Consider the following 22,525-nt stretch of genomic DNA (forward strand, 5'->3'; position numbering starts at 1 on the left):
AGGTAGTCAATGATGAGCGCAAGGCACTTTCTCTCCCTGATGGATTGCACGCCCGAAGAGCTGGTCAGCGTGATCCGTCGAGGCGTTGAGCTCAAGGACCTGCGTAACCGCGGCGTACTGTTCGAGCCTCTGAAAAACCGCGTGCTCGGGATGATTTTCGAGAAGTCCTCGACCCGCACCCGAATTTCGTTCGAAGCCGGCATGATCCAGCTCGGCGGCCAGGCCATTTTCCTGTCACCGCGCGACACGCAGCTGGGCCGTGGCGAGCCGATCGGCGACGCTGCCATTGTCATGTCGAGCATGCTCGATGCGGTGATGATCCGCACGTTTTCCCACAGCACACTGACTGAATTCGCCGCCAATTCGCGCGTCCCGCTGATCAACGGCCTGTCCGATGACTTGCACCCGTGCCAATTGCTGGCTGACATGCAAACCTTCCTCGAACATCGCGGCTCGATCCAGGGCAAGACCGTGGCCTGGATCGGCGACGGCAACAACATGTGCAACAGCTATATAGAAGCGGCGATCCAGTTCGACTTCCAGTTGCGCATCGCCTGCCCTGAAGGTTTTGAACCCAACCCGCAATTCCTGGCCAAGGCAGGTGATCGCGTGACCATCGTCCGCGATCCGAAGGACGCCGTGCGTGGCGCCCACCTGGTGAGCACCGACGTCTGGACCTCCATGGGCCAGGAAGAAGAAACCGCCAAGCGCCTGAAGCTGTTCGCGCCGTTCCAGGTGACTCGCGCCTTGCTCGACCTCGCGGCTGAGGATGTGCTGTTCATGCACTGCCTGCCGGCCCACCGTGGCGAGGAAATCAGCCTCGACGTGCTCGATGACAAGCGCTCCGTCGCCTGGGATCAAGCGGAAAACCGCCTTCACGCACAAAAGGCCCTGCTCGAGTTTCTCGTCCCGCCTTCGTACCATCACGCATGAGCCATCCATTACTGCTTAACCTGCGCAACCTCGCCTGTGGCTATCAAGACCAGCGCGTGGTGCAGAACCTCAACCTGCATTTGAATGTCGGCGACATCGGTTGCCTGCTGGGCTCTTCAGGCTGCGGCAAGACCACAACGCTACGGGCGATTGCCGGTTTCGAACCGGTGCACGAAGGTGAAATCACGCTGGCGGGCGAGACCATTTCCCGCGCCGGTTTCACCCTCGCCCCGGAGAAACGCCGAATCGGCATGGTGTTCCAGGACTACGCGCTGTTTCCGCATTTGAGCGTGGCCGAGAACATCGCTTTCGGGATCCGCAAGCATCCGCAAAAGGATCGCGTCACCGAAGAACTGCTGGAACTGGTCAACCTGAAAAACCTTGGCAAGCGCTTCCCGCATGAGTTGTCCGGTGGTCAGCAACAACGTGTCGCACTGGCCCGCGCTCTGGCACCGGAACCGCAACTGCTGTTGCTCGACGAACCGTTCTCCAACCTCGATGGCGAACTGCGGCGCAAGCTCAGCCATGAAGTGCGCGACATTCTCAAGGCCCGTGGCACCAGCGCGATTCTGGTAACCCATGACCAGGAAGAAGCCTTTGCGGTGAGCGATCACGTCGGGGTGTTCAAGGAAGGCCGGCTGGAACAGTGGGACACGCCCTACAACCTGTATCACGAACCGCTGACGCCTTATGTGGCCAGCTTCATTGGCCAGGGTTATTTCATCCGCGGCCAATTGAGCAGCCCGGAGTCGGTGCAGACTGAACTGGGTGAGTTACGCGGTAATCGCGCCTACACCTGGCCAGTGGGCGGAGCGGTGGACGTGTTGCTGCGTCCGGACGATATCGTTTATGCACCCGACAGCGGTTTGAAGGCACGGATTGTCGGGAAGTCCTTCCAGGGTGCGTCGACGCTGTATCGTTTGCAGTTGCCGACCGGTGCACAGCTGGAATCGATCTTTCCCAGCCATGCTGATCATCACGTCGGTGCCGAGGTGGGTATTCGAGTCGCGGCTGAACACCTGGTGCTGTTCCAGGCGTCCGGTAGCACGGCAGCGCAGATTCTGGCGGTCGAGTCCGGTGTTCGCCGCTACAGCACCGCCAGCTGACATACACGAATAAACTGTGGGAGCGTGCTTGCTCGCGAAAGCGCCGGACCAGTCAACATCTTCGTTGAATGTAATATCGCTTTCGCAAGCAAGCCCGCTCCCACATAAGATTTGTGTCAACCGAGAATAAGTGTTCCGCTCGCAACCAGCGTCGCATTCCCGCCAATCTTCACCCGATCCCCTTCCAGCCGGCAGAACAACTCTCCGCCTCGATTCGAGCACTGATACGCCGTGAGGCTCGACTTGCCCAACCGCTTCGACCAATACGGAATCAAGCTGCAATGGGTCGAACCGGTCACCGGATCTTCATTGATGCCGATCGCCGGGGCAAAGTAACGCGACACAAAATCATGCTTGCCGCCCTTGGCGGTGACGATCGCACCCGGCCACGGCAGTTTGGCCAGGGCGACCATGTCTGGCTGACAATCGAGCACCGCCTGCTCCGATTCCAGCACCACGAACAATTCATTTGAACCCAACACGTCGACCACTTCGACACCCAAGGCGCGTTCGACATCCAGCGTCACGCCCACTTCAGACGGCACGATGGCCGGAAAATCCAGCCACAAGCGTCCGTCCTCACGACTCACACTCAACGGGCCGGACTTGCAGATGAAGTCCAGGCGTTCGACCGGTTCCTTATAGATTTCAAACAAAACATGCGCACTGGCGAGGGTCGCATGGCCGCACAACGGCACCTCAGTGGTCGGGGTAAACCAGCGAATGTGCCAGCCCTGCCCCTCGCGCACCACGAAGGCGGTTTCAGCGAGGTTGTGCTCGGCAGCGATCTTCTGCATCAACTCATCGGCGAGCCAGGCCTCAAGCCGGTACACCATCGCCGGGTTCCCACTGAACGGGCGATCGCTGAACGCGTCGACCTGATGAAACTCAAGCTGCATAACCTTCTCCCTGATTTAGGCGCGACCGATATCGGCAAACTTGGCCTGAGTGTGTTCGGCCAGCACGGTCGGCGCCAATTCCACTTCCAGACCACGCCGACCGGCACTGACGAAAATAGTCGCAAAGGGCTGAGCAGAGTTATCGATAAACGTACGCAAACGCTTCTTCTGCCCCAGCGGGCTGATCCCACCCAACAGATAACCCGTCGTGCGTTGCGCGGCGGCAGGGTCGGCCATTTCGACTTTTTTCACCCCCGCCGCGTGCGCCAGATGCTTCAAGTCCAGACTTCCGACGACCGGCACCACCGCCACCAGCAATTCACCTTTCTCACTGGCCGCCAGCAAGGTCTTGAACACCTGCGCCGGGTTCAGTCCCAGCTTCTCCGCGGCCTCCAGCCCATAAGACGCTGCCTTCGGATCATGTTCATAACTGTGCACGCGATGTTCGGCTCGAACTTTTTTCAACAAATCCAATGCGGGGGTCATGGCAGCTCCAGACTGGGCGGCAGTAGAAAAATCCTGCGCTGGATTCTAGGACATTGAACGGCAAAAGGCTCTATTGCGCCACTGTTTCAAAGGCTTGGCAGCGCCATGTGCCACTCGTCCGCGCTCGGCCCGCGGCGTGAACGATACGATCATTCACGTGACTAATAGTTGAATTGTGACTGACGGTTCACTTTCGACCTTTGACAGCAGCGTTTCTTGTCTATATTTTTTCGAATCTGAATACTGTACGAATGTGTCATCGCAGCACCCCAGCATTAGGCCGAGAACAGGATGGGGATTCTGCCTCGGTGGAAAACGCGCTTTGGCCATGACGAAAGAAGCGCCAGACAACAACAAAAACGAGGTTTCCAATGACAACTGCTTTACAACAACCGTCGCTCTCAAGCCAATGCATGGCCGAGTTTCTGGGCACTGCACTGCTTATATTTTTCGGCACCGGTTGCGTTGCTGCGCTCAAGGTCGCGGGTGCCAGCTTTGGCCTGTGGGAAATCAGCATCATCTGGGGCGTCGGCGTGAGCATGGCGATTTACTTGACCGCCGGGGTTTCCGGGGCTCACCTCAATCCTGCCGTCAGCATCGCCCTGAGCATTTTCGCTGACTTCGAAAAGCGCAAACTGCCGTTCTATATCCTCTCTCAAGTTGCTGGCGCGTTCTGCGGCGCATTTTTGGTGTACACGCTGTACAGCAATCTATTCTTCGATTTCGAACAAACTCACCATATGGTTCGTGGCACCCAGGCCAGCCTCGAATTGGCGTCGGTGTTTTCCACCTTCCCCAACCCGGCCCTGTCCACCGCCCAGGCGTTTCTGGTTGAGGTGATCATCACCGCCATCCTGATGGGCGTGATCATGTCCCTGACCGACGACAACAATGGTCTGCCAAAAGGCCCTCTGGCGCCGCTGCTGATCGGTTTACTGATCGCCGTGATTGGCAGCTCGATGGGCCCGCTCACCGGTTTTGCGATGAACCCGGCGCGAGATTTCGGTCCGAAGCTGATGACTTTCTTCACCGGCTGGGGTGAAATTTCCCTCACCGGTGGCCGCGATATCCCGTATTTCCTGATTCCGATTTTTGCACCGATTGTCGGTGCCTGCCTCGGTGCTGCCGCCTATCGCGGGCTGATTGCCCGTCATCTGCCCAGCGCCCTACCTGCTACACAGGACGTAACACCGGCCATTGACGGCAAACCAAGAACTTCTTGATACCGTAGGCGCGTGATCCTGCCCATTTGATCTCGCGCCGGACCTTTCTCCCTTTTTTCGTCCAAGGCAATCGACATGACCGACATTCAGAATAAGAACTACATCATTGCCCTCGATCAGGGTACGACCAGCTCCCGCGCGATCATTTTCGATCGTGACGCGAACGTGGTCTGCACCGCCCAGCGCGAATTCGTCCAGCATTACCCGCAAGCCGGTTGGGTCGAACACGACCCGATGGAAATCTTCGCCACCCAAAGCGCCGTGATGGTCGAGGCCCTGGCGCAAGCCGGCCTGCATCACGACCAGGTCGCGGCCATCGGCATCACCAACCAGCGCGAAACCACCGTGGTCTGGGACAAGACCACCGGCCGCCCGATCTACAACGCGATTGTCTGGCAGTGCCGCCGCAGCACCGAGATCTGCCAGCAGCTCAAGCGCGATGGCCACGAGCAATACATCAGCGAAACCACCGGCCTGGTCACTGACCCGTACTTCTCCGGCACCAAACTCAAGTGGATCCTCGACAACGTCGAAGGCAGCCGCGAACGTGCGCGCAAAGGCGAACTGCTGTTCGGCACCGTCGACAGCTGGCTGATCTGGAAATTTACCGGCGGCAAGGTGCACGTCACCGACTACACCAACGCCTCGCGCACCATGCTCTTCAACATCCACACACTTGAGTGGGACGCGAAGATGCTGGAGGTGCTGGATATCCCGCGCGAGATGCTGCCGGAAGTGAAGTCCTCGTCGGAAATCTACGGGCACACCAAAAGCGGCATCGCCATCGGCGGTATCGCCGGCGATCAGCAAGCGGCACTGTTCGGCCAGATGTGCGTCGAGCCAGGCCAGGCAAAAAACACCTACGGCACCGGTTGCTTCCTGCTGATGAACACCGGCGACAAAGCCGTGAAGTCCAAGCACGGCATGCTCACCACCATCGCTTGCGGCCCGCGCGGCGAAGTGGCTTACGCGCTGGAAGGCGCAGTGTTCAATGGTGGTTCGACCGTTCAGTGGCTGCGTGACGAACTGAAGATCATCAACGACGCCCACGACACCGAATACTTCGCCAACAAGGTCAAGGACAGCAACGGCGTGTACCTGGTACCTGCCTTTACTGGCCTCGGCGCGCCGTACTGGGACCCGTATGCCCGTGGTGCATTGTTCGGCCTGACCCGCGGCGTACGCGTGGATCACATCATTCGCGCCGCGCTGGAGTCGATTGCCTACCAGACCCGCGACGTGCTCGACGCCATGCAACAGGATTCCGGCGAACGCCTGAAATCCCTGCGTGTGGACGGTGGCGCGGTCGCCAACAACTTCCTGATGCAGTTCCAGGCCGACATCCTCGGCACTCAGGTCGAGCGTCCGCAAATGCGTGAAACCACCGCACTGGGCGCCGCTTACCTGGCTGGTCTGGCGTGCGGCTTCTGGGGCAGCCTGGATGAGTTGCGCGGCAAGGCAGTGATCGAACGCGAATTCGAACCGACCCTGGACGAAACCGCCAAGGAAAAACTCTACGCCGGCTGGAAAAAAGCCGTCAGCCGCACCCGCGACTGGGAACCGCATGAAGGCGCTGAATAAGCCAACAACAGGGTTGTAACTGGTCGGGAGCAGATTCCTGCGGCATCATGGGCAAATTTTGCACGGCAGCCAAAGGAAGCCCCATGAATCTGCCTCCCCGTCAGCAGCAAATCCTCGAACTGGTCCGCGAACGCGGCTATGTCAGCATCGAGGAAATGGCCACGCTGTTCGTCGTTACACCGCAGACCATCCGCCGCGATATCAATCAGCTCGCGGAAGCCAATTTGTTGCGTCGCTACCACGGCGGCGCAGCCTACGATTCCAGTGTCGAAAACACCGCCTACGCCATGCGCGCCGACCAGATGCGCGATGAAAAGCAGCGTATCGGCGAAGCCATTGCGGCGCAGATCCCGGATCACGCCTCGCTGTTTATCAATATCGGCACCACCACCGAATCGATTGCCCGGGCGCTGCTCAATCACAATCACCTGAAGATCATCACCAACAACTTGCACGTGGCCTCGATGCTCAGCGCCAAGGACGACTTCGACGTTCTGCTGACCGGTGGCAATGTGCGGCGCGATGGCGGTGTGGTCGGTCAGGCGAGTGTCGACTTCATCAACCAGTTCAAGGTCGATTTCGCCTTGGTCGGCATCAGCGGTATCGATGAAGACGGCAGCCTGCTGGACTTCGATTACCAGGAAGTGCGGGTGTCGCAGGCGATCATCGCCAATGCCCGGAAGGTGATCCTGGCGGCTGACTCCAGCAAATTCGGGCGCAACGCCATGATTCGCCTGGGGCCGATCAGTTTGATTGATTGCCTGGTGACCGATCAGCAGCCTGTGCCGGCGTTGGCGCAGTTGTTGAGTCAGCACAAGATTCGGCTGGAAGTGGTTTAACCCCCCTCCCCTGTGGCGAGGGGATTTATCCCCGTTGGGCTGCGCAGCAGCCCTAGAACCTGCAACTACGGTATTTCTGATACACCTCGTGTGGTGGTTTGACGACTGCTTTGCAGCCGAACGGGGATGAATCCCCTCGCCACATATGTTCTTCGCAACGACCTAAATGTTCGTAAATTTTCCTTTCTCGGCCCTTCGATCAGTATTTTCAATCGAAGTTGACTGGCTGTGGGCGGTTTAATGGGCTACTATTTTCGCAAATGAACATTAATGTTCGTATTCCAATACAGAAAATCAAAAGAGCCCGAGGCCAGCCGATGCCCACTTCTACCTTGCCTACGCCCCCTCTCGCTGAGGTCTACGACATCGCCGTCATCGGTGGTGGGATCAATGGCGTGGGGATCGCAGCGGATGCCGCCGGTCGCGGTCTCTCGGTGTTCCTTTGCGAAAAGGATGACCTGGCCAGCCACACGTCATCGGCCAGCAGCAAGCTGATCCATGGTGGCCTGCGCTACCTCGAACATTACGAATTCCGCCTGGTGCGCGAAGCCCTTGCCGAACGCGAAGTGCTGTTGGCCAAGGCGCCGCACATCGTCAAACAAATGCGCTTCGTGCTGCCGCACCGTCCGCACCTGCGTCCGGCCTGGATGATCCGCGCCGGCCTGTTCCTGTATGACCACCTCGGCAAGCGGGAAAAACTCGAAGGCTCGAAAAGCCTAAAGTTCGGTCCGGACAGCCCGCTGAAAAGTGAAATCACCAAAGGCTTCGAATACTCCGATTGCTGGGTCGACGATGCTCGCTTGGTGGTGCTGAACGCCATGGCCGCCCGCGAGAAAGGCGCCCACGTTCACACCCAGACCCGTTGCGTCAGCGCCCGTCGTACCAAGGGTTTGTGGCATCTGCACCTGGAACGCGCCGATGGCAGCCTGTTTTCGATCCGCGCCAAAGCGCTGGTGAACGCCGCCGGCCCATGGGTCGCCAAGTTCATTCGTGACGACCTGAAGATGGAATCGCCGTACGGCATTCGTCTGATCCAGGGCAGCCACCTGATCGTGCCGAAACTGTATGAAGGCGAACACGCGCACATTCTGCAAAACGAAGATCAGCGCATCGTCTTCACCATTCCGTACCTGAACCACTTCACCCTGATCGGCACCACCGACCGCGAGTACACCGGCGATCCGGCAAAGGTAGCGATCACCGAAGGCGAAACCGATTACCTGTTGAAAGTAGTCAACGCGCACTTCAAGAAGCGGATCAGCCGCGACGACATTCTGCACAGCTATTCCGGTGTTCGTCCGCTGTGCAACGACGAATCCGACAACCCGTCGGCCGTCACCCGCGACTACACGTTGGCGCTGTCGGGTACTGGCGAGGAAGCGCCGTTGCTGTCGGTGTTCGGCGGCAAGTTGACCACCTACCGCAAACTGGCCGAGTCGGCGCTGGCACAACTGGCGCCGTACTTCTCGCACATCAAGCCCACCTGGACCGTCAGCGCCACCCTGCCGGGCGGCGAAGACATGACCACCCCGCAAGCGTTGAGCTCGCTGATTCGCGACAAGTTCGACTGGGTGCCAACCGAAATTTCCCGCCGCTGGGCAACCACCTATGGCAGCCGCACCTGGCGCATGCTGGAAGGCGTGCAGAACCTGAGCGACCTGGGCGAACACATCGGCGGCGGTCTCTACACCCGCGAAGTCGATTACCTGTGCAGCGAAGAATGGGCGACCACCGCCCATGACATCCTGTGGCGCCGCAGCAAGCTGGGCCTGTTCACCACCCCGGCGGAACAGCAGAAACTGGCGGATTACCTGAGCAAGGTCGAGCAGAACCGCAGCAAGATCGAAGCGGCCTGATAGCAAAACCCGCTTGAACGAAAGCCTCTGAATCTCACGATTCAGGGGCTTTTTTGCAGGGGCTCATTGCGCCAGATGCAGCAGCAGGAAATCAATGAACGCCCTCGATTTGTGGGGCAGATGCGGGCTGTTGGGGAACACCACGCTGACGGACTGCGAGGGCAGCGAATAGTCGGGCAACAGACGGATCAGCCGCTCGCTGGCGATGTCATCCTTGACCACCCACGCGGGCAGCACCGAAACACCCAGCGACGACAACGTCATGGAGCGGATGGCCGTGGATGAGTTGGATTCATACTGATTGATCCCGTTGATCTCGACAGTCCCCAATTGTGGATGGCGCAACGTCCACTGGGTCGGTGCCTGCAAGTTGCTGTTGGCAATCCACGGCAGCGAATTCAGGTCCTGAGGATTTTGCACCGGGTGACGCGCAAGAAACGCCTCGGTAGCCACCAGGACAATTTCATAATCCGCCAGTTTACGGCTCTTGAATGCCGAGTCCGCCAAGTTGCCCAAACGGATAACCAGGTCTAACTTTTCCGCCACCAGGTCATTGAGTGACGAGTTAAAGTTATAACAGAGTTTTATCTCCGGGTAGCGCTCTATGAATTGCGGAATCAATGGCAGAATATACGCCTCACCGTACTCACTGGTGGAACTTAAGCGCAACTTCCCGGAAACTCGGTTATGCCCTTTTAATACATTATCAAAGGCGTTATCGATGTCCGCGACAACACCTTTGAACTCTTCATAAAAGTCCTGACCGATTTCGGTGAGGGATATATTTCGGGTATTTCTAATCAACAGCGTCGCTGACAGTACGTCCTCCAGCGCCTTGACATGCAGGCTGGCCATGGCTTTGCTGATGCTCAGGTAATTGGCCGCCTTGGTATAAGAACCAAAATCGACCACCGCCAGAAAAGTCTGGACCCGATTAAGATGGGTGTGCATAGCAATATGGCTCACTGTTAAATCCTGTCAAACATTGTTTCAAGGATAGTCGTATCGACAGCTCAAGTCCACCGCCCCTATGCTTTGCGGCAAAGGGGAAACACCATGACCTATCGCTACAAAGTTGCACTGATATTTCTCATCGGCTTTTTTATAGACTGCATTAACATCTTTATGTCAGCGGTCGCATTACCGAGTATATCGGCGGCGCTGCACGTTAGTACTTCAGACGTTGCCTGGGTGGCCAATGCTTATATTCTGGGACTGACGCTGATCATTCCGGTCAGCACCTGGTTGGCCGGTCGTTTTGGCAGCCGGGAAATCCTCACCGCCTCGATGCTCGTGTTCACAGGTTCCGTGTGGATGTGCGGGCTGGCCAACAGTTTCAACGAGCTGGTGATCTGGCGCTTCGTCCAGGGGATTGGCGGTGGCCTGTTGATTCCAGTCGGCCAGGCGCTGACGTTCAACCTGTTCAAGGGTGAGCAGCGGGCGAAAATATCCACCTTGGTCATGGCCGTTGCCCTGATAGCGCCCGCCATTTCACCAACCATCGGCGGAGTCATCGTCGACAGCAGCTCCTGGCGCTGGGTGTTCTACAGCAACATCCCGTTCTCGCTGATCGCGGCAGTGCTGTCCTGGTTCTGGATTAACGAAGCGCGGCCGACGAGTTTGCCCCGACCCGACATCAAGGGCTTGCTGCTGGTCAGCGCAGCACTCGGCAGCCTGCTGATGGGCATGTCGTTGTACGGCGGCGATGCTCCGGCATGGGTGGCCGCCCTCTTCGTCATGGCCGGCGTTGCTTTCGTGGTGCTGTACGGGCTGCATTACCGCACCTGCAAAAACCCGATCATTGAACTGAGCCTGCTCAAAAGCAAAAAACTCAGCACCTCCATCTTTATCTATTACGCGATTCCCGGTGTGTTCACGGGGGTCAACTTGATGAGCATCTTCTTCCTGCAAAACACCCTGCACTTCAGCGCCCGCCTGACAGGGATGTTCATGATCCTCTACGCCATCGGCGCGTTCATCGCGATGCTGATCTGTGGCCGGGTCTACAACCGGATGGGCGCAAAGCGCCTGTTTGCCCTCGGCATGCTGTTGCACAGCGCCGGCATTGCCACCCTGCTACTGGTGAACAATCCCTCAGACCTTCTGGTGATTGTCATCGCCTACAGCTTGATGGGGATCGGCGGCGGCATCGGAGCCAACACAGCACAAACCACGTCGTTGATGGATTTCGAGGGCAGTGACACGCACAAGGCCAGTGTCATCTGGAACATCAACCGACAGATGTCATTCAGCATCGGCGCCGCCCTCTTCCTGATGGTTTTCAACCTGCTCCTGAAGCATTTCGATACCACCCAGGCCTACCACGTGACGTTCGCCATTGCCGCGCTGGTGGGCCTGTTCCCACTCTTTCAACTGAGTCAGTTGAACACTCAAAAGGACTGTCATGCACAACAAAATAGTTGAACAGGCGCACCACAGCATTCATCACGTGCACGAGCTGATCCACACCCTGTTCACCGACGCCAACGGTAAGGGGCAGGCCGCGCTCGAGCCGCTGATGTCGGCATTCGCCGAGCACTTCACCATGGTCACCACCTCGGCCGCCATCGTCAGCCGGGCGACGGTCGAACAGATGTTCAAGGGTGCAATCGGCGCCAAACCGGGCCTGGAAATCGTCATCAGCGACCTGCAGACGGTGTGGCAAGAAGGCGCCAGCGTGGCGATCCGCTACAAGGAAACCCATCGCCTGGACCAGCGCGAAAGCTCACGGATTTCGGTGGCGATCATTGGCCTGCATCACCACAACGCCCAATGGATCTACCTGCATGAAACGCCGCTAAGCCAGGAAAGCTGATTTTCGTATGAACTACACAATCACTGATTGCCGAATGCTCTCGGCCTCTATCAAAGAAATCACCGTCAGCCCGCAAACACCAGGGCATGCCGCGCTGGATGCGGGCGCGCATTTCAAATGGTTCATCCCCGAACTGAATGAATGGCGGCACTACTCGGCGGTACAACTGGCGGACCGCATGACGGCGCAAGGCAGCGTCGTCTTTGCCATCCGGCTCACGGCCGACTCGGCCAGCAGTCGCTACATTCGTTCGCTGGCAATCAACGACACGGTGCAGCTCGATGGCCCGTTCAATACGTTCACCTACCCGCTCACTGAAGGCGTCGGCAGGGACATTGCGATTGCCGGCGGCATCGGCATTACGCCGCTGACCGGGATCCTTCATCACCTGACGTCATTGAATCGAAGCGCACACCTGCACTACTTCGCCAGGAACGACGACGACGCGGCCTATGCCTTGCCCCTGCAGGCACTGTTGCAGGAACGCCTGCACTTGCACTTCTCCAATAAACCCGATGGCCGCCCCGCTGTCAGTCAGGTGCTCGCAGATCTGGCACCACACGACCGGCTCTACGTCTGCGGTCCGCAGGCGATGCTCAACGACGTGTTTTGCCATGCCGAGGCCAGTGGCCTGGCGCGCGAGCGCATCCATTTTGAAATCTTCAACGTGGTTCGGGAAGACGATGCGTCGGCCTTTGTGATTGACGCCGTCGAGTCGGGTATCAGCGTCAACGTCAATCAAGACCAAACCTTGCTGGAGGCGCTGGAGGCGGCCGGCCTGGATCCGCTCTACGACTGCCGACGCGGTGAGTGCGGTGTCTGCGCGCTGGAGGTCCTTGAGGGTGAAGTCGACCATCGCGACTTCATCATGAGCGAAAAAGAAGCTGCCTGCAGCGCAAGGATTTATCCCTGCGTCTCCCGGGCCAAAAGCCAACGCCTGAAGCTGGCGATCTAACGAGGAACACCGTTTGGACAATTACTTCAACGGCAGAGAAGTGCATAAATCGCTCTACCTTGATCAACAGCTCTTCGACCAGGAACAACACAGCGTCTTCGCCGCCAGCTGGTGTTACGTGGGGCACGACAGTCTGATCCCGCAGCCCGGCGACTTTTTCACCACTGACATTGCACAGCAACCCTTGGCAATGGTCCGGCAAAAAAATGGCGACATCGTTGTCCTGCACAACCGCTGCCCGCACAAAGGCGTGAAAGTGCTGGCCGAGCCTCGCGGCAATGTCGGTCGGTTTATCCGCTGCCCTTACCATGCGTGGACCTTCAAGACCGATGGCGAACTGCTGAGTATTCCGATGAAAAAGGAATACGACGATTGCGACCTCAGCGCGTGCTCCGCCCACAAAGGCATGCAAGCCGTCGCGGCGGTGGAGAACTATCGCGGTTTTGTATTTGTCCGCCTCCAGGCAGAAGGCATCGACTTCAACACCTTTTTTGGCGAGTCGTTATCGACGCTGGACAACATGGTGCTGCGCTCGCCCCTGGGCCAGTTGCGCGTCGTTGGCCCGCCGCTCCTGCACCGCCATCGCTGCAACTGGAAAATGGTGGTCGATAACCAGACCGACACCTGTCACCCGATGATTGCCCATGAGTCCTCGGCGGGCGAAGCGATTCGCTTGTGGAAGGAAACCAGCGACCAGAGCAGCCCTTCGCCCATGGCGGTCGAGCTATTTTCACCGTTCATGGCGTCCTACGAGTTCTTCGCCAACATGGGTATTCGCATCTGGCCCAACGGCCACGGGCATACCGGCGTCAGCAACTCAATCCATAAAGCCTATGCCGATATTCCGGGTTATTGGGACTTGATGGTCCAGAGCTATGGCGAACGCCAGGCCACCGAGATTCTCGAAGACACCCGACACAACACCGTCTATTTCCCGAACCTGATGGTCAAGGGCCCGATCCAGACGTTGCGGGTGATCAAGCCGATCAGCGCTCAGGAGACGGTGGTCGAGTCGTGGATCTTTGAATTGGTGGGCGCCCCCATCCAGTTGCTGGAACGAACCGTCCAGTACAACAACCTGATCAATTCCCCTTGCTCGATGGTCGCCCACGACGATGTGGAAATGTACGAGCGGGCGACGGAGGGATTGCGCAGTGATTCCAACGAGTGGGTCAACGTGGCGCGACTCTTTGAATCGACCGAATCCTATGAGCGGACCCAGGTGGTTTCGGGCACCAGCGAAATGGCGATGCGCAATTTTTACAACAGCTGGCAGCACTTGATGCGGGATAACCATGCAACTCGATCAGAACAATAAACACGCCATCGAACAGTTGATCGCCAGCGAAATCCAGCTACTGGACCAACAAGACTTCAGTGCCTGGCAACAACTGCTGACCCCCGACTACACCTACTGGATTCCGTTGCGACGAGAACAGACCAGCCCTATTCATGAGTCCTCGCTGCTGTATGAAGACCGGTTTCTGACCACGCTGCGCATCAACCGATTGGCCAACGCGCGCAACTACTCGCAACAGCCCAAGAGTCGCAGTTTGCATATTGCCCAGTGTTCGTTGATCCGTCTGGAAGACGACGAACTGAGCGCATCGAGTAGCACCAACATGCTCTATTGCGAAGCCCGAGGGGACAGCGAATGGCATTACCCGGTCACCGTCGAGCATCAACTGATTAACGTCGAAGGCACCTGGAAAATCCAAGGCAAAAAAGTACTTCTGCTCAATCCCTCCCGAGCGATTGAAAGCCTGCAGTTAATCATCTGATTTATCGAGAATCACACGTGAACGTTATGACTACCGGCTTCGACGAAGCCACATTTCCCGGTTCTTTTCCGTATGTCGACCTGTTGTACGACTACGGCCAGTTTTTGCGCAATGCCAGTGATGCGATCGGTTACTTGCCACCCGAAACGGCCAATAAACACATCGGCATTGTCGGCGCCGGGCTGACCGGGCTGGTCGCCGCCTACGAACTGCTCCGTGCCGGTGCCCAGCGAGTCACGCTGTTCGAGGCCGCCGAAGAACACTTGGGCGGGCGCTTGCTGACCCAGCGCTTTGACGATGACCACCCGCAATTCATCGCCGAAATGGGCGCGATGCGCTTTCCTCCCAGCGAGGTCGGGTTGTTTCACTACCTGAACCGGTTTGGCATCGAAACCACTGAAGCGTTTCCCGACCCCGGTGTCGTGGACACCGAAATCCACTACCGCGGTGAGACTCATCACTGGGCGGCCATGCAGCCTCCACCTGCGATTTTCAGCACGGTCCATCGGGGCTGGAGTGCGTTTTTGAAAGAGGGCGTGACCTTCGATGACGGCACCTGCCTGGCGCCACCGTTGTTACTGACCGAGTTACTCAAGCAACACAACTACGCGGAAGTGCAGCCGGAATGGCAACGCTATCTGGATTACTTCGGCGACAGCTCGTTCTATTCGGCCATGGTGCAGATTTTCACCGGCAGCAACCCGCCCGGCGGACAACCGTGGCGCAAACCCGAAGACTTTCATCTATTCGGTTCACTGGGGATCGGCTCGGGCGGTTTCCAATCGGTATACCGCGCCTCCTTTACCGAGATTCTGCGGCTCGTGGTCAATGGCCTCGAAGTCAATCAACGGCTGGTGCCGATGGGCATCTCATCGCTGTCGGAGTTGATTGCCGATACGTCATTCCACGGCATGCCCCTGCGCGACCGAATCTGCCGCACCCGCATCGAGTCCATCAACAAGGGCAATAACGGTGAAATCCTGCTGGCCGGCAGCAATGGTGAAACCTATGCCTGCGACCGGGTGATCACCACGACGACCACCCGGGCGCTGCAAGTGAACATGAAGCTCACACAGAACCAGGCCTTCGTGAATCGTGACGTGGCCCGGGCGATCAACGAAACCCACATGGTCGGTTCGTCCAAGCTGTTCATCCTGACCAAAGCCAAGTTCTGGTTGAAACACGGGCTGCCACAGAACATCCAGACAGACACCTTGGTGAAGGGCGTGTATTGCCTCGATTACGCACCGCAGGACCCTGAGTCCTGGGGCGTGGTATTGATCAGTTACACCTGGGAAGACGACTCCCACAAGATGGTTTCTATGACCGACAAAGTTCAACGCTGCTTGCGCCTTGTCGATGAACTGGCCATGAGCGCACCTGAGTTTGCCAGCCACCTTCTACCGCTCAATGGCAACTACCAGCGCTATGTCCTGGAGTATGACTGGCTGACCGACAAGCATTCGCTGGGCGCCTTCAAACTCAACTTTCCGGGTGACGATATCTACTCGGAACGCTTGTTCTATCAATTCAAAACGGCCCTCGATCCACAGCAGGACACGGGGTTGTACCTCGCCGGGTGCGGCTGCTCTTTCACCGGTGGCTGGGCGGAAGGCGCCATTCAAACAGCACTCAACGGTGCCTGTGCGGTGATCAGCAGTCTGGGTGGCGACTTGATTGCCGACAATCCGCTGGACGGACTGCACGCTCAATACCGCTATTGCTGATGCCTTCATCGCAAGCCTCCTCTCTATCGCCGAGACCGTTTTATGTACAGCCAGCTTTCAATTGAAGAACTCGTCAGCGGATTTCGCAGTGGTCGCCATTGCCTGGATGCCTGGCACCAATCCCTGCGCGATAAACAGTTTGATCATCAACACCTGAACAGCTTCATCACGTTCGACCCGACGGCGTTCGAGGTTGCCCTCGGGGCCGACCGGGAGGCGAGCCTGTATGGCATTCCCGTTTCCTTCAAGGACAACATCAATGTCAGCGGCATGCCGACCACCGCAGGAACGCCGGGGCTCGCTGCTTACTACCCGTTGTCCGATGCCGGGATTGTCGAGCGTTTCAAGACGCTGGGCGCGAGGGTCGTTGGCAAGAACAACATGCATGAACTGTCGTTCGGGGTGACGTCGGCCAACCAAACTTACTGCGCCGTGGTCAACCCGGCTGACGAACGCTACAGCGCGGGCGGCAGCAGCGGTGGTTGTGCGGCAGCCGTCGCAGCCGGTCTTGTGCCCTGCGCCGTGGGTACCGACACCGGCGGGTCAGTGCGCATACCCGCGGCGTTCTGCGGGATCGTCGGGTTTCGCCCCACCACAGGGTGTTACCCGGTGGACGGCATCGTGCCCGTTTCCCAGACCAAGGACACGCCAGGGCTACTGACCCGCACACTGCAAGACTGTCAGTACATCCACCGTCACCTGACCGGGAACCACCCAGCGCCCCCGGACGACAACAGACCCCTACGGGTGGGCATACCGGAAAAATTCTTCTGGGCCGACCTCGACGAAAAAGTCCGACGCGACTGCTTCGCGGCTATCGAGGTGTTGGCAGATCGGGGCGTGGAGCTGGTTCCGGTCGATGACCTGTTGATCGGGGAAATCAATGAGAGCATTCAATTCCCATTACCTATTTACGAGTTCTTTATCGACTTCCCGCGCTTCTTGATGAAAGAAGGCTGGGGCGACCAATTTTTGAGCATCCTGGCGCAGATCCGGGACCCGGGCATCAAGAAAATACTGACGGCGCAACTTGAGAGCCCGGCGATTTCCTACACCGACTATGTACAGGCATTGATGAGCAAACTGCAGCTGAGTCGTGAATACAGCCGTCTGTTCAACGCCCATCAACTGGATGTGATTGCCTACCCCACCGTCAGCTGTACGGCACCGTTGCTCACGGAGTGCGAGGCAGAAAGCAACTTCGAGACCTTCGTGCGCAACACCGACCCGGCGAGCAACCTGGCGGCGCCCAGTGTCACCGTGCCGGTAGCGGAAAAACACTCGCTGCCGGTGGGGCTCTCGTTCGACGCGTTGCCCGGGCAGGACAGCTTGCTGCTGGAGAGATCCCGCCAATTATCCCGTTTGCTGGCCATGCGTTAACGCGCTGTCGGCGCCATTCACTGAATGGCGCTGATCCTTTCTCACGCGCGCCTGCAACCTGGCCCGCCGAAAGAACAGCCCTCTAATAACTCAAATGCAGGCCTTGCCATGCGCAGCACTTCTACGTCCACTTCCGCTCCCCCCGTCGCACTCGAACGGTCGCCCTCGGTGCTCGGCGGCGCCATGATGATCGGTGGCACCATCGTCGGTGCCGGCATGTTTTCGCTGCCGGTCGTCATGTCCGGCCTGTGGTTTTACGGCTCCGTCGCGGTCCTGTTGTTTGCCTGGTTCTGCACCTTGCATTCCGGCCTGATGATTCTTGAGGCCAACCTTAACTATCGTTCCGGTGCCAGTTTTTCAACGATCACCAAAGACCTGTTGGGTCGTCGCTGGAATGTGTTGAACGGCTTGAGCATCGTCTTTGTCCTGTACACGCTGACCTACGCCTACATCTCGGCCAGCGGTTCGGTGATTCATCACAGCGCCCAATCATTGGGAGTGAATCTGTCGGCACGCGCCGGGGGCTTGTATTTCACCCTGACGGTCGCGCTCATCGTGTGGCTGAGCACGGCAGCGGTGAGCCGGGTGACCACAGTGATCTTCGGTGCAAAGATCATCGCGTTCTTCCTGACCTTCGGCGGGCTGCTCGATCACGTGCAACCGGCGACACTGCTCAATCGAAACGCCACGGATAGCCACTACCTTCCTTACCTGCTGATGACCCTGCCCTTCTGCCTGACCTCCTTCGGTTTTCACGGCAACGTTCCCAGCCTGATGAAACACTTCGGCAAAGACCCGCAGCGTATCCGTGCCTGCCTGGTCAGCGGCACCCTCATCGCGCTTGGGCTGTACGTTGTCTGGATGGTTTGCAGCATGGGCAACATTCCCCGGGACGGGTTCAAGGATATCGCTCAGCGTGGCGGCAATATCGACGTGCTGATCAGCGCGCTGGGGGCGATGCTCAACAGTGCGAAAATCGATGTATTCCTCAGCCTTTTTTCCAACTTCGCCGTCGCCTGCTCCTTTCTCGGCGTGTCCTTGGGGCTCTTCGATTATCTGGCCGATGTGCTGGGGTTTGACGACAGCCCGCGAGGTCGCCTGAAAACCGCAGCCACCACCTTCCTACCACCTATGCTCTGCGGGCTGTTGTGGCCAGAAGGGTTTATCCATGCCATCGGTTTCGCCGGTCTGGCGGCGACCCTCTGGGCCGTCATTACCCCGGCATTGCTGGCCAGCGCATCACGCAAGCGCTTTGGCAGCCCGCGGTATCGCGTCTGGGGAGGCCAGCCCATGATTGCCCTGATATTGTTTTTCGGCGTGATCAGCGCGATTTCACATGTGCTGTTTTCATTGGATTTGTTGCCGGTGTGGCGCTAGCGGTCTCAAACGCCATTCGGTTTTCCGAACGCGACCTGTCGGTCGATTCGGTTTACCGGATTATCCTTCGCCAAAATCAGCGCCATAAATATTTAATACCCTTATAAATCAATAACTTGATCTATCTCGCCTGGCCTGGCACGAGTCATGCTCTACACTCTTGGACGAATGCCTGTTGCACCCCACTTCAGGAGCCGTCAGGCATTCGAAGCACAAAAGGGCCGATGAACTGGCTCCATAAAAAAAACAATGTCGAGGAAAATTTGATGCGCATCGTTCCCCATATCCTGGGCGCAGCCATTGCTGCCGCTCTGATTAGCACTCCAGTTTTCGCTGCCGAACTCACCGGCACACTGAAGAAGATCAAAGAGTCCGGTGTGATCACCCTCGGGCATCGTGACGCTTCCATCCCGTTTTCCTATATCGCGGACGCTTCCGGCAAACCGGTCGGCTACTCCCACGATATCCAGCTGAAAATCGTCGAAGCCATCAAGAAAGACCTGGACATGCCGAACCTCCAGGTCAAATACAACCTCGTAACCTCGCAAACCCGTATCCCGCTGGTGCAGAACGGCACCGTGGACGTCGAATGCGGCTCCACCACCAACAACGTAGAACGTCAGCAGCAAGTGGCCTTCTCCGTCGGCATCTTCGAAATCGGTACGCGTCTTCTCTCCAAGAAAGACTCCGCGTACAAGGACTTCGACAACCTCAAAGGCAAGAACGTCGTGACCACCGCGGGCACCACGTCCGAGCGCATCCTCAAGTCGATGAACGCCGACAAGCAGATGGGCATGAACGTCATCTCCGCCAAAGACCACGGCGAGTCCTTCCAGATGCTGGAAACCGGCCGCGCAGTGGCTTTCATGATGGACGACGCGTTGCTGGCGGGTGAAGCGGCCAAGGCCAAGAATGCGAAGGACTGGGAAGTGACCGGTACTCCTCAATCCTACGAAATCTACGGCTGCATGGTTCGCAAGGGCGACGAGCCGTTCAAGAAGGCTGTCGACGACGCGATCGTGGCGACCTACAAGTCGGGCGAGATCAACAAGATCTACGACAAATGGTTCATGTCGCCAATCCCGCCAAAGGGCTTGAACCTGAACTTCCCGATGAGCGACGAGCTCAAGACCCTGATCGCCAATCCGACCGATAAAGCGGCTGACGACAAGAAGTCCTGATTTCTGACTAACCTTATCTCCTGAGAGGGCCTCTACCCTTTCAGGAGATAGTCACTCCCTGCTGGCATTTTTGGAAACACTCGAACCGGTGGCTGTCGAGCCGCTCGTGTGTGCCTGATCGTCAAGGTCGGGCGGGAACGGAGCTTCCCCAGGCGGGCATTTGTACATCGAACGATCTGAGGGGAGACCCTAATGAATTACAACTGGGACTGGAGCGTATTCTTCAAGTCCACCGGCGTGGGCAGCGAAATTTATTTCGACTGGTACCTATCCGGTTTGGGCTGGACCATCGCCATCGCCGTCGCCGCCTGGATCATCGCGCTGCTGCTGGGCTCGGTTCTGGGCGTCATGCGCACCGTGCCGAATCGCATCGTATCGGGCATCGCGACCTGCTACGTCGAACTCTTCCGTAATGTGCCGTTGCTGGTTCAGCTGTTCATCTGGTACTTCCTGGTACCCGATCTGCTGCCGCAAAACCTGCAGGACTGGTACAAGCAGGACCTGAACCCGACCACCTCGGCTTTCCTCAGCGTCGTCGTCTGCCTGGGCCTGTTTACCGCCGCTCGAGTGTGCGAACAAGTGCGTACCGGCATCCAGGCGCTACCTCGCGGCCAGGAAGCTGCCGCTCGCGCCATGGGCTTCAAACTGCCGCAGATCTACTGGAACGTGCTGCTGCCCCAGGCGTACCGGATCATCATTCCGCCGCTTACCTCGGAATTCCTGAACGTGTTCAAGAACTCCTCCGTGGCGTCGCTGATCGGCCTGATGGAGCTGCTCGCGCAGACCAAACAGACCGCCGAGTTCTCCGCCAACCTGTTCGAAGCGTTCACCCTGGCCACCCTGATCTACTTCACCCTGAACATGAGCCTGATGCTGCTGATGCGTGGGGTCGAGAAGAAAGTGGCCGTACCGGGCCTGATCTCCGTAGGGGGTAAATGATGGAATTCGACTTCTCGGGCATCGTCCCGTCCCTGCCGGGCCTGTGGAACGGCATGGTCATGACCCTGCAACTGATGGCGTTGGGCGTCGTCGGCGGGATCATCCTCGGCACGATCCTGGCCCTGATGCGCCTGTCCCACAGCAAGCTGCTGTCGAACATCGCCGGCGCCTACGTCAACTACTTCCGTTCGATCCCACTGCTGCTGGTCATCACCTGGTTCTACCTGGCGGTGCCGTTCGTACTGCGCTGGATCACCGGCGAAGACACCCCGATCGGCGCGTTCGCCTCCTGCATCGTGGCCTTCATGATGTTCGAAGCGGCGTACTTCTGCGAAATCGTCCGGGCCGGCGTTCAGTCGATTCCCAAGGGCCAGATGGGTGCTGCCCAGGCCCTGGGCATGACGTATGGCCAGATGATGCGCTTGATCATCCTGCCGCAAGCGTTCCGCAAGATGACCCCCCTGCTACTGCAACAGAGCATTATCCTGTTCCAGGACACCTCGCTGGTCTATGCGGTCGGCCTGGTGGACTTCCTGAATGCTTCGCGTGCCAGTGGCGACATCATCGGTCGCTCCAATGAGTTCCTGATCTTTGCAGGTCTCACGTACTTCACAATCAGCTTTGCCGCCTCGCTGCTGGTCAAGCGTCTGCAAAAAAGGTTTGCCGTATGATCTCTATCAAGAATGTCAACAAGTGGTATGGCGACTTCCAGGTACTGACTGACTGCAGCACCGAGGTCAAAAAAGGCGAAGTGATCGTGGTGTGCGGGCCGTCCGGCTCGGGCAAATCCACCCTGATCAAATGCGTCAACGCCCTGGAACCGTTCCAGAAAGGTGATGTGGTGGTTGATGGCACGTCCATCGCCGACCCGAAGACCAACCTGCCGAAACTGCGTTCGCGCGTGGGCATGGTGTTCCAGCATTTCGAACTGTTCCCGCACCTGACCATCACCGAGAACCTGACCATCGCGCAGATCAAGGTGTTGGGCCGCAGCAAGGAAGAAGCCACCAAGAAAGGCCTGCAACTGCTTGAGCGCGTTGGCCTCTCGGCTCACGCCCACAAGCACCCGGGCCAGCTCTCCGGTGGTCAGCAACAGCGTGTGGCGATTGCCCGTGCGCTGGCGATGGACCCGATCGTCATGCTGTTTGACGAACCGACCTCGGCGCTCGACCCGGAAATGGTCAACGAAGTGCTGGACGTGATGGTGCAACTGGCCCACGAAGGCATGACCATGATGTGCGTAACCCACGAAATGGGCTTCGCCCGCAAAGTGGCGGACCGCGTGATCTTCATGGACCAGGGCAAGATCATCGAAGACTGCAAGAAAGAGGACTTCTTCGGCGACATCACCCATCGTGCCGAGCGTACACAGCACTTCCTTAACAAGATTCTGCAGCACTAAGAAAGACACCGCTCCCCAACTGTGGGAGCGGGCTTTTGTGCTGAG

21 protein-coding genes are annotated in these 22,525 nt (G+C 58.1%); 18 read left to right on the forward strand and 3 right to left on the reverse strand.

Going from position 1 to position 22,525, the window contains the following annotated elements; genetic code table 11:
- Positions 1 to 12 precede the first annotated feature (12 nt).
- Positions 13 to 933 (forward strand): ornithine carbamoyltransferase, encoded by a 921-nt coding sequence (gene argF / locus ACA060_RS22925; protein WP_497313368.1) that lies wholly within the window; start codon positions 13 to 15, stop codon positions 931 to 933.
- A complete protein-coding gene (locus ACA060_RS22930) occupies positions 930 to 2,039 on the forward strand; it encodes an ABC transporter ATP-binding protein (RefSeq protein ID WP_109634448.1) in 1,110 nt (369 codons plus the stop codon). Before argF ends, ACA060_RS22930 begins: the two co-directional genes overlap by 4 nt.
- Before the next feature lie 116 nt (positions 2,040 to 2,155).
- On the opposite strand, the gene ACA060_RS22935 is transcribed toward ACA060_RS22930, so the two are convergent.
- The gene (locus ACA060_RS22935) at positions 2,156 to 2,938 is read right to left on the reverse strand and encodes a PhzF family phenazine biosynthesis protein (RefSeq protein ID WP_109634450.1); all 783 of its coding nucleotides are present in this window, start codon (positions 2,936 to 2,938) and stop codon (positions 2,156 to 2,158) included.
- Positions 2,939 to 2,953: 15 nt separating this feature from the next.
- Positions 2,954 to 3,424, reverse strand: coding sequence for a Cys-tRNA(Pro) deacylase (gene ybaK, locus ACA060_RS22940; protein ID WP_109634451.1), 471 nt, complete (start codon positions 3,422 to 3,424; stop codon positions 2,954 to 2,956).
- 371 nt (positions 3,425 to 3,795) lie between these two features.
- On the opposite strand from ybaK, the gene ACA060_RS22945 reads away from it, so the two are divergent.
- From ACA060_RS22945 to glpD, 4 genes are all read left to right on the forward strand, one after another.
- Entirely contained in the window at positions 3,796 to 4,647 is an 852-nt protein-coding gene (locus tag ACA060_RS22945; RefSeq protein WP_497313371.1) for an MIP/aquaporin family protein, read from the forward strand.
- A gap of 75 nt (positions 4,648 to 4,722) precedes the next feature.
- Positions 4,723 to 6,228 (forward strand): glycerol kinase GlpK, encoded by a 1,506-nt coding sequence (glpK, locus tag ACA060_RS22950; protein WP_109634455.1) that lies wholly within the window; start codon positions 4,723 to 4,725, stop codon positions 6,226 to 6,228.
- A gap of 83 nt (positions 6,229 to 6,311) precedes the next feature.
- A complete protein-coding gene (locus ACA060_RS22955) occupies positions 6,312 to 7,067 on the forward strand; it encodes a DeoR/GlpR family transcriptional regulator (RefSeq protein ID WP_027922833.1) in 756 nt (251 codons plus the stop codon).
- Positions 7,068 to 7,384: 317 nt separating this feature from the next.
- Positions 7,385 to 8,923: a glycerol-3-phosphate dehydrogenase gene (glpD, locus tag ACA060_RS22960; RefSeq protein ID WP_497313374.1), complete on the forward strand. Its 1,539-nt coding sequence runs from the start codon at positions 7,385 to 7,387 to the stop codon at positions 8,921 to 8,923.
- Between the two features lie 63 nt (positions 8,924 to 8,986).
- On the opposite strand, the gene ACA060_RS22965 is transcribed toward glpD, so the two are convergent.
- Positions 8,987 to 9,874 (reverse strand): LysR family transcriptional regulator, encoded by an 888-nt coding sequence (locus ACA060_RS22965; RefSeq protein WP_497318338.1) that lies wholly within the window; start codon positions 9,872 to 9,874, stop codon positions 8,987 to 8,989.
- Positions 9,875 to 9,979: 105 nt separating this feature from the next.
- Between ACA060_RS22965 and ACA060_RS22970 the strand changes: the two genes are divergently transcribed.
- The 12 genes from ACA060_RS22970 (at position 9,980) to ACA060_RS23025 (ending at position 22,480) form a co-directional block, all read left to right on the forward strand.
- Positions 9,980 to 11,347 carry an MFS transporter gene (locus ACA060_RS22970; protein WP_109634460.1) on the forward strand — a complete coding sequence of 456 codons (1,368 nt, stop codon included), beginning with the start codon at positions 9,980 to 9,982 and terminating at the stop codon, positions 11,345 to 11,347.
- On the forward strand, positions 11,328 to 11,738 hold the full coding sequence (locus ACA060_RS22975) for a DUF4440 domain-containing protein (protein ID WP_497313376.1): 411 nt from the start codon (positions 11,328 to 11,330) through the stop codon (positions 11,736 to 11,738). The genes ACA060_RS22970 and ACA060_RS22975 overlap by 20 nt, the downstream gene beginning before the upstream one ends.
- Before the next feature lie 34 nt (positions 11,739 to 11,772).
- Positions 11,773 to 12,693, forward strand: a complete 921-nt coding sequence (locus ACA060_RS22980) for a flavin reductase family protein (protein WP_497313378.1) — start codon at positions 11,773 to 11,775, stop codon at positions 12,691 to 12,693.
- Positions 12,694 to 12,706: 13 nt separating this feature from the next.
- Positions 12,707 to 14,011: a Rieske 2Fe-2S domain-containing protein gene (locus tag ACA060_RS22985; protein ID WP_497313380.1), complete on the forward strand. Its 1,305-nt coding sequence runs from the start codon at positions 12,707 to 12,709 to the stop codon at positions 14,009 to 14,011.
- Positions 13,989 to 14,474 carry an aromatic-ring-hydroxylating dioxygenase subunit beta gene (locus ACA060_RS22990; protein ID WP_497313382.1) on the forward strand — a complete coding sequence of 162 codons (486 nt, stop codon included), beginning with the start codon at positions 13,989 to 13,991 and terminating at the stop codon, positions 14,472 to 14,474. Before ACA060_RS22985 ends, ACA060_RS22990 begins: the two co-directional genes overlap by 23 nt.
- A 17-nt stretch (positions 14,475 to 14,491) precedes the next feature.
- Positions 14,492 to 16,201 carry an NAD(P)/FAD-dependent oxidoreductase gene (locus ACA060_RS22995; RefSeq protein WP_497313384.1) on the forward strand — a complete coding sequence of 570 codons (1,710 nt, stop codon included), beginning with the start codon at positions 14,492 to 14,494 and terminating at the stop codon, positions 16,199 to 16,201.
- Positions 16,202 to 16,243: 42 nt separating this feature from the next.
- A complete protein-coding gene (locus ACA060_RS23000; RefSeq protein ID WP_497313386.1) occupies positions 16,244 to 17,581 on the forward strand; it encodes an amidase family protein in 1,338 nt (445 codons plus the stop codon).
- 108 nt (positions 17,582 to 17,689) lie between these two features.
- Positions 17,690 to 18,958, forward strand: a complete 1,269-nt coding sequence (gene mtr, locus ACA060_RS23005) for a tryptophan permease (protein ID WP_497313388.1) — start codon at positions 17,690 to 17,692, stop codon at positions 18,956 to 18,958.
- Positions 18,959 to 19,224: 266 nt separating this feature from the next.
- The gene (locus tag ACA060_RS23010; RefSeq protein ID WP_109636201.1) at positions 19,225 to 20,139 is read left to right on the forward strand and encodes a glutamate/aspartate ABC transporter substrate-binding protein; all 915 of its coding nucleotides are present in this window, start codon (positions 19,225 to 19,227) and stop codon (positions 20,137 to 20,139) included.
- A gap of 192 nt (positions 20,140 to 20,331) precedes the next feature.
- Positions 20,332 to 21,078: an amino acid ABC transporter permease gene (locus tag ACA060_RS23015; RefSeq protein ID WP_109634473.1), complete on the forward strand. Its 747-nt coding sequence runs from the start codon at positions 20,332 to 20,334 to the stop codon at positions 21,076 to 21,078.
- A complete protein-coding gene (locus ACA060_RS23020; protein ID WP_109634474.1) occupies positions 21,078 to 21,749 on the forward strand; it encodes an amino acid ABC transporter permease in 672 nt (223 codons plus the stop codon). Before ACA060_RS23015 ends, ACA060_RS23020 begins: the two co-directional genes overlap by 1 nt.
- A complete protein-coding gene (locus ACA060_RS23025) occupies positions 21,746 to 22,480 on the forward strand; it encodes an amino acid ABC transporter ATP-binding protein (RefSeq protein ID WP_109634476.1) in 735 nt (244 codons plus the stop codon). The genes ACA060_RS23020 and ACA060_RS23025 overlap by 4 nt, the downstream gene beginning before the upstream one ends.
- The last annotated feature ends 45 nt before the right edge of the window (positions 22,481 to 22,525 follow it).

It is taken from the genome of Pseudomonas sp. LBUM1671 (assembly GCF_059695685.1).

What these genes read in the sequence shown, in the direction of transcription:
- ACA060_RS22990 (WP_497313382.1), top strand. Translation starts at nt 13,989, where the DNA reads ATGCAACTCGATCAGAACAATAAACACGCCATCGAACAGTTGATCGCC.
- ACA060_RS22970 (WP_109634460.1), top strand. Translation starts at nt 9,980, where the DNA reads ATGACCTATCGCTACAAAGTTGCACTGATATTTCTCATCGGCTTTTTT.
- ACA060_RS22930 (WP_109634448.1), top strand. Translation starts at nt 930, where the DNA reads ATGAGCCATCCATTACTGCTTAACCTGCGCAACCTCGCCTGTGGCTAT.
- ACA060_RS22965 (WP_497318338.1), bottom strand. Translation starts at nt 9,874, where the DNA reads ATGCACACCCATCTTAATCGGGTCCAGACTTTTCTGGCGGTGGTCGAT.
- ACA060_RS22975 (WP_497313376.1), top strand. Translation starts at nt 11,328, where the DNA reads ATGCACAACAAAATAGTTGAACAGGCGCACCACAGCATTCATCACGTG.
- ACA060_RS22980 (WP_497313378.1), top strand. Translation starts at nt 11,773, where the DNA reads ATGCTCTCGGCCTCTATCAAAGAAATCACCGTCAGCCCGCAAACACCA.
- mtr (WP_497313388.1), top strand. Translation starts at nt 17,690, where the DNA reads ATGCGCAGCACTTCTACGTCCACTTCCGCTCCCCCCGTCGCACTCGAA.
- argF (WP_497313368.1), top strand. Translation starts at nt 13, where the DNA reads ATGAGCGCAAGGCACTTTCTCTCCCTGATGGATTGCACGCCCGAAGAG.
- ACA060_RS22945 (WP_497313371.1), top strand. Translation starts at nt 3,796, where the DNA reads ATGACAACTGCTTTACAACAACCGTCGCTCTCAAGCCAATGCATGGCC.
- ACA060_RS22935 (WP_109634450.1), bottom strand. Translation starts at nt 2,938, where the DNA reads ATGCAGCTTGAGTTTCATCAGGTCGACGCGTTCAGCGATCGCCCGTTC.
- ACA060_RS22955 (WP_027922833.1), top strand. Translation starts at nt 6,312, where the DNA reads ATGAATCTGCCTCCCCGTCAGCAGCAAATCCTCGAACTGGTCCGCGAA.
- ACA060_RS23025 (WP_109634476.1), top strand. Translation starts at nt 21,746, where the DNA reads ATGATCTCTATCAAGAATGTCAACAAGTGGTATGGCGACTTCCAGGTA.
- ACA060_RS23015 (WP_109634473.1), top strand. Translation starts at nt 20,332, where the DNA reads ATGAATTACAACTGGGACTGGAGCGTATTCTTCAAGTCCACCGGCGTG.
- glpD (WP_497313374.1), top strand. Translation starts at nt 7,385, where the DNA reads ATGCCCACTTCTACCTTGCCTACGCCCCCTCTCGCTGAGGTCTACGAC.
- ACA060_RS23000 (WP_497313386.1), top strand. Translation starts at nt 16,244, where the DNA reads ATGTACAGCCAGCTTTCAATTGAAGAACTCGTCAGCGGATTTCGCAGT.
- ACA060_RS23020 (WP_109634474.1), top strand. Translation starts at nt 21,078, where the DNA reads ATGGAATTCGACTTCTCGGGCATCGTCCCGTCCCTGCCGGGCCTGTGG.
- ybaK (WP_109634451.1), bottom strand. Translation starts at nt 3,424, where the DNA reads ATGACCCCCGCATTGGATTTGTTGAAAAAAGTTCGAGCCGAACATCGC.
- glpK (WP_109634455.1), top strand. Translation starts at nt 4,723, where the DNA reads ATGACCGACATTCAGAATAAGAACTACATCATTGCCCTCGATCAGGGT.
- ACA060_RS23010 (WP_109636201.1), top strand. Translation starts at nt 19,225, where the DNA reads ATGCGCATCGTTCCCCATATCCTGGGCGCAGCCATTGCTGCCGCTCTG.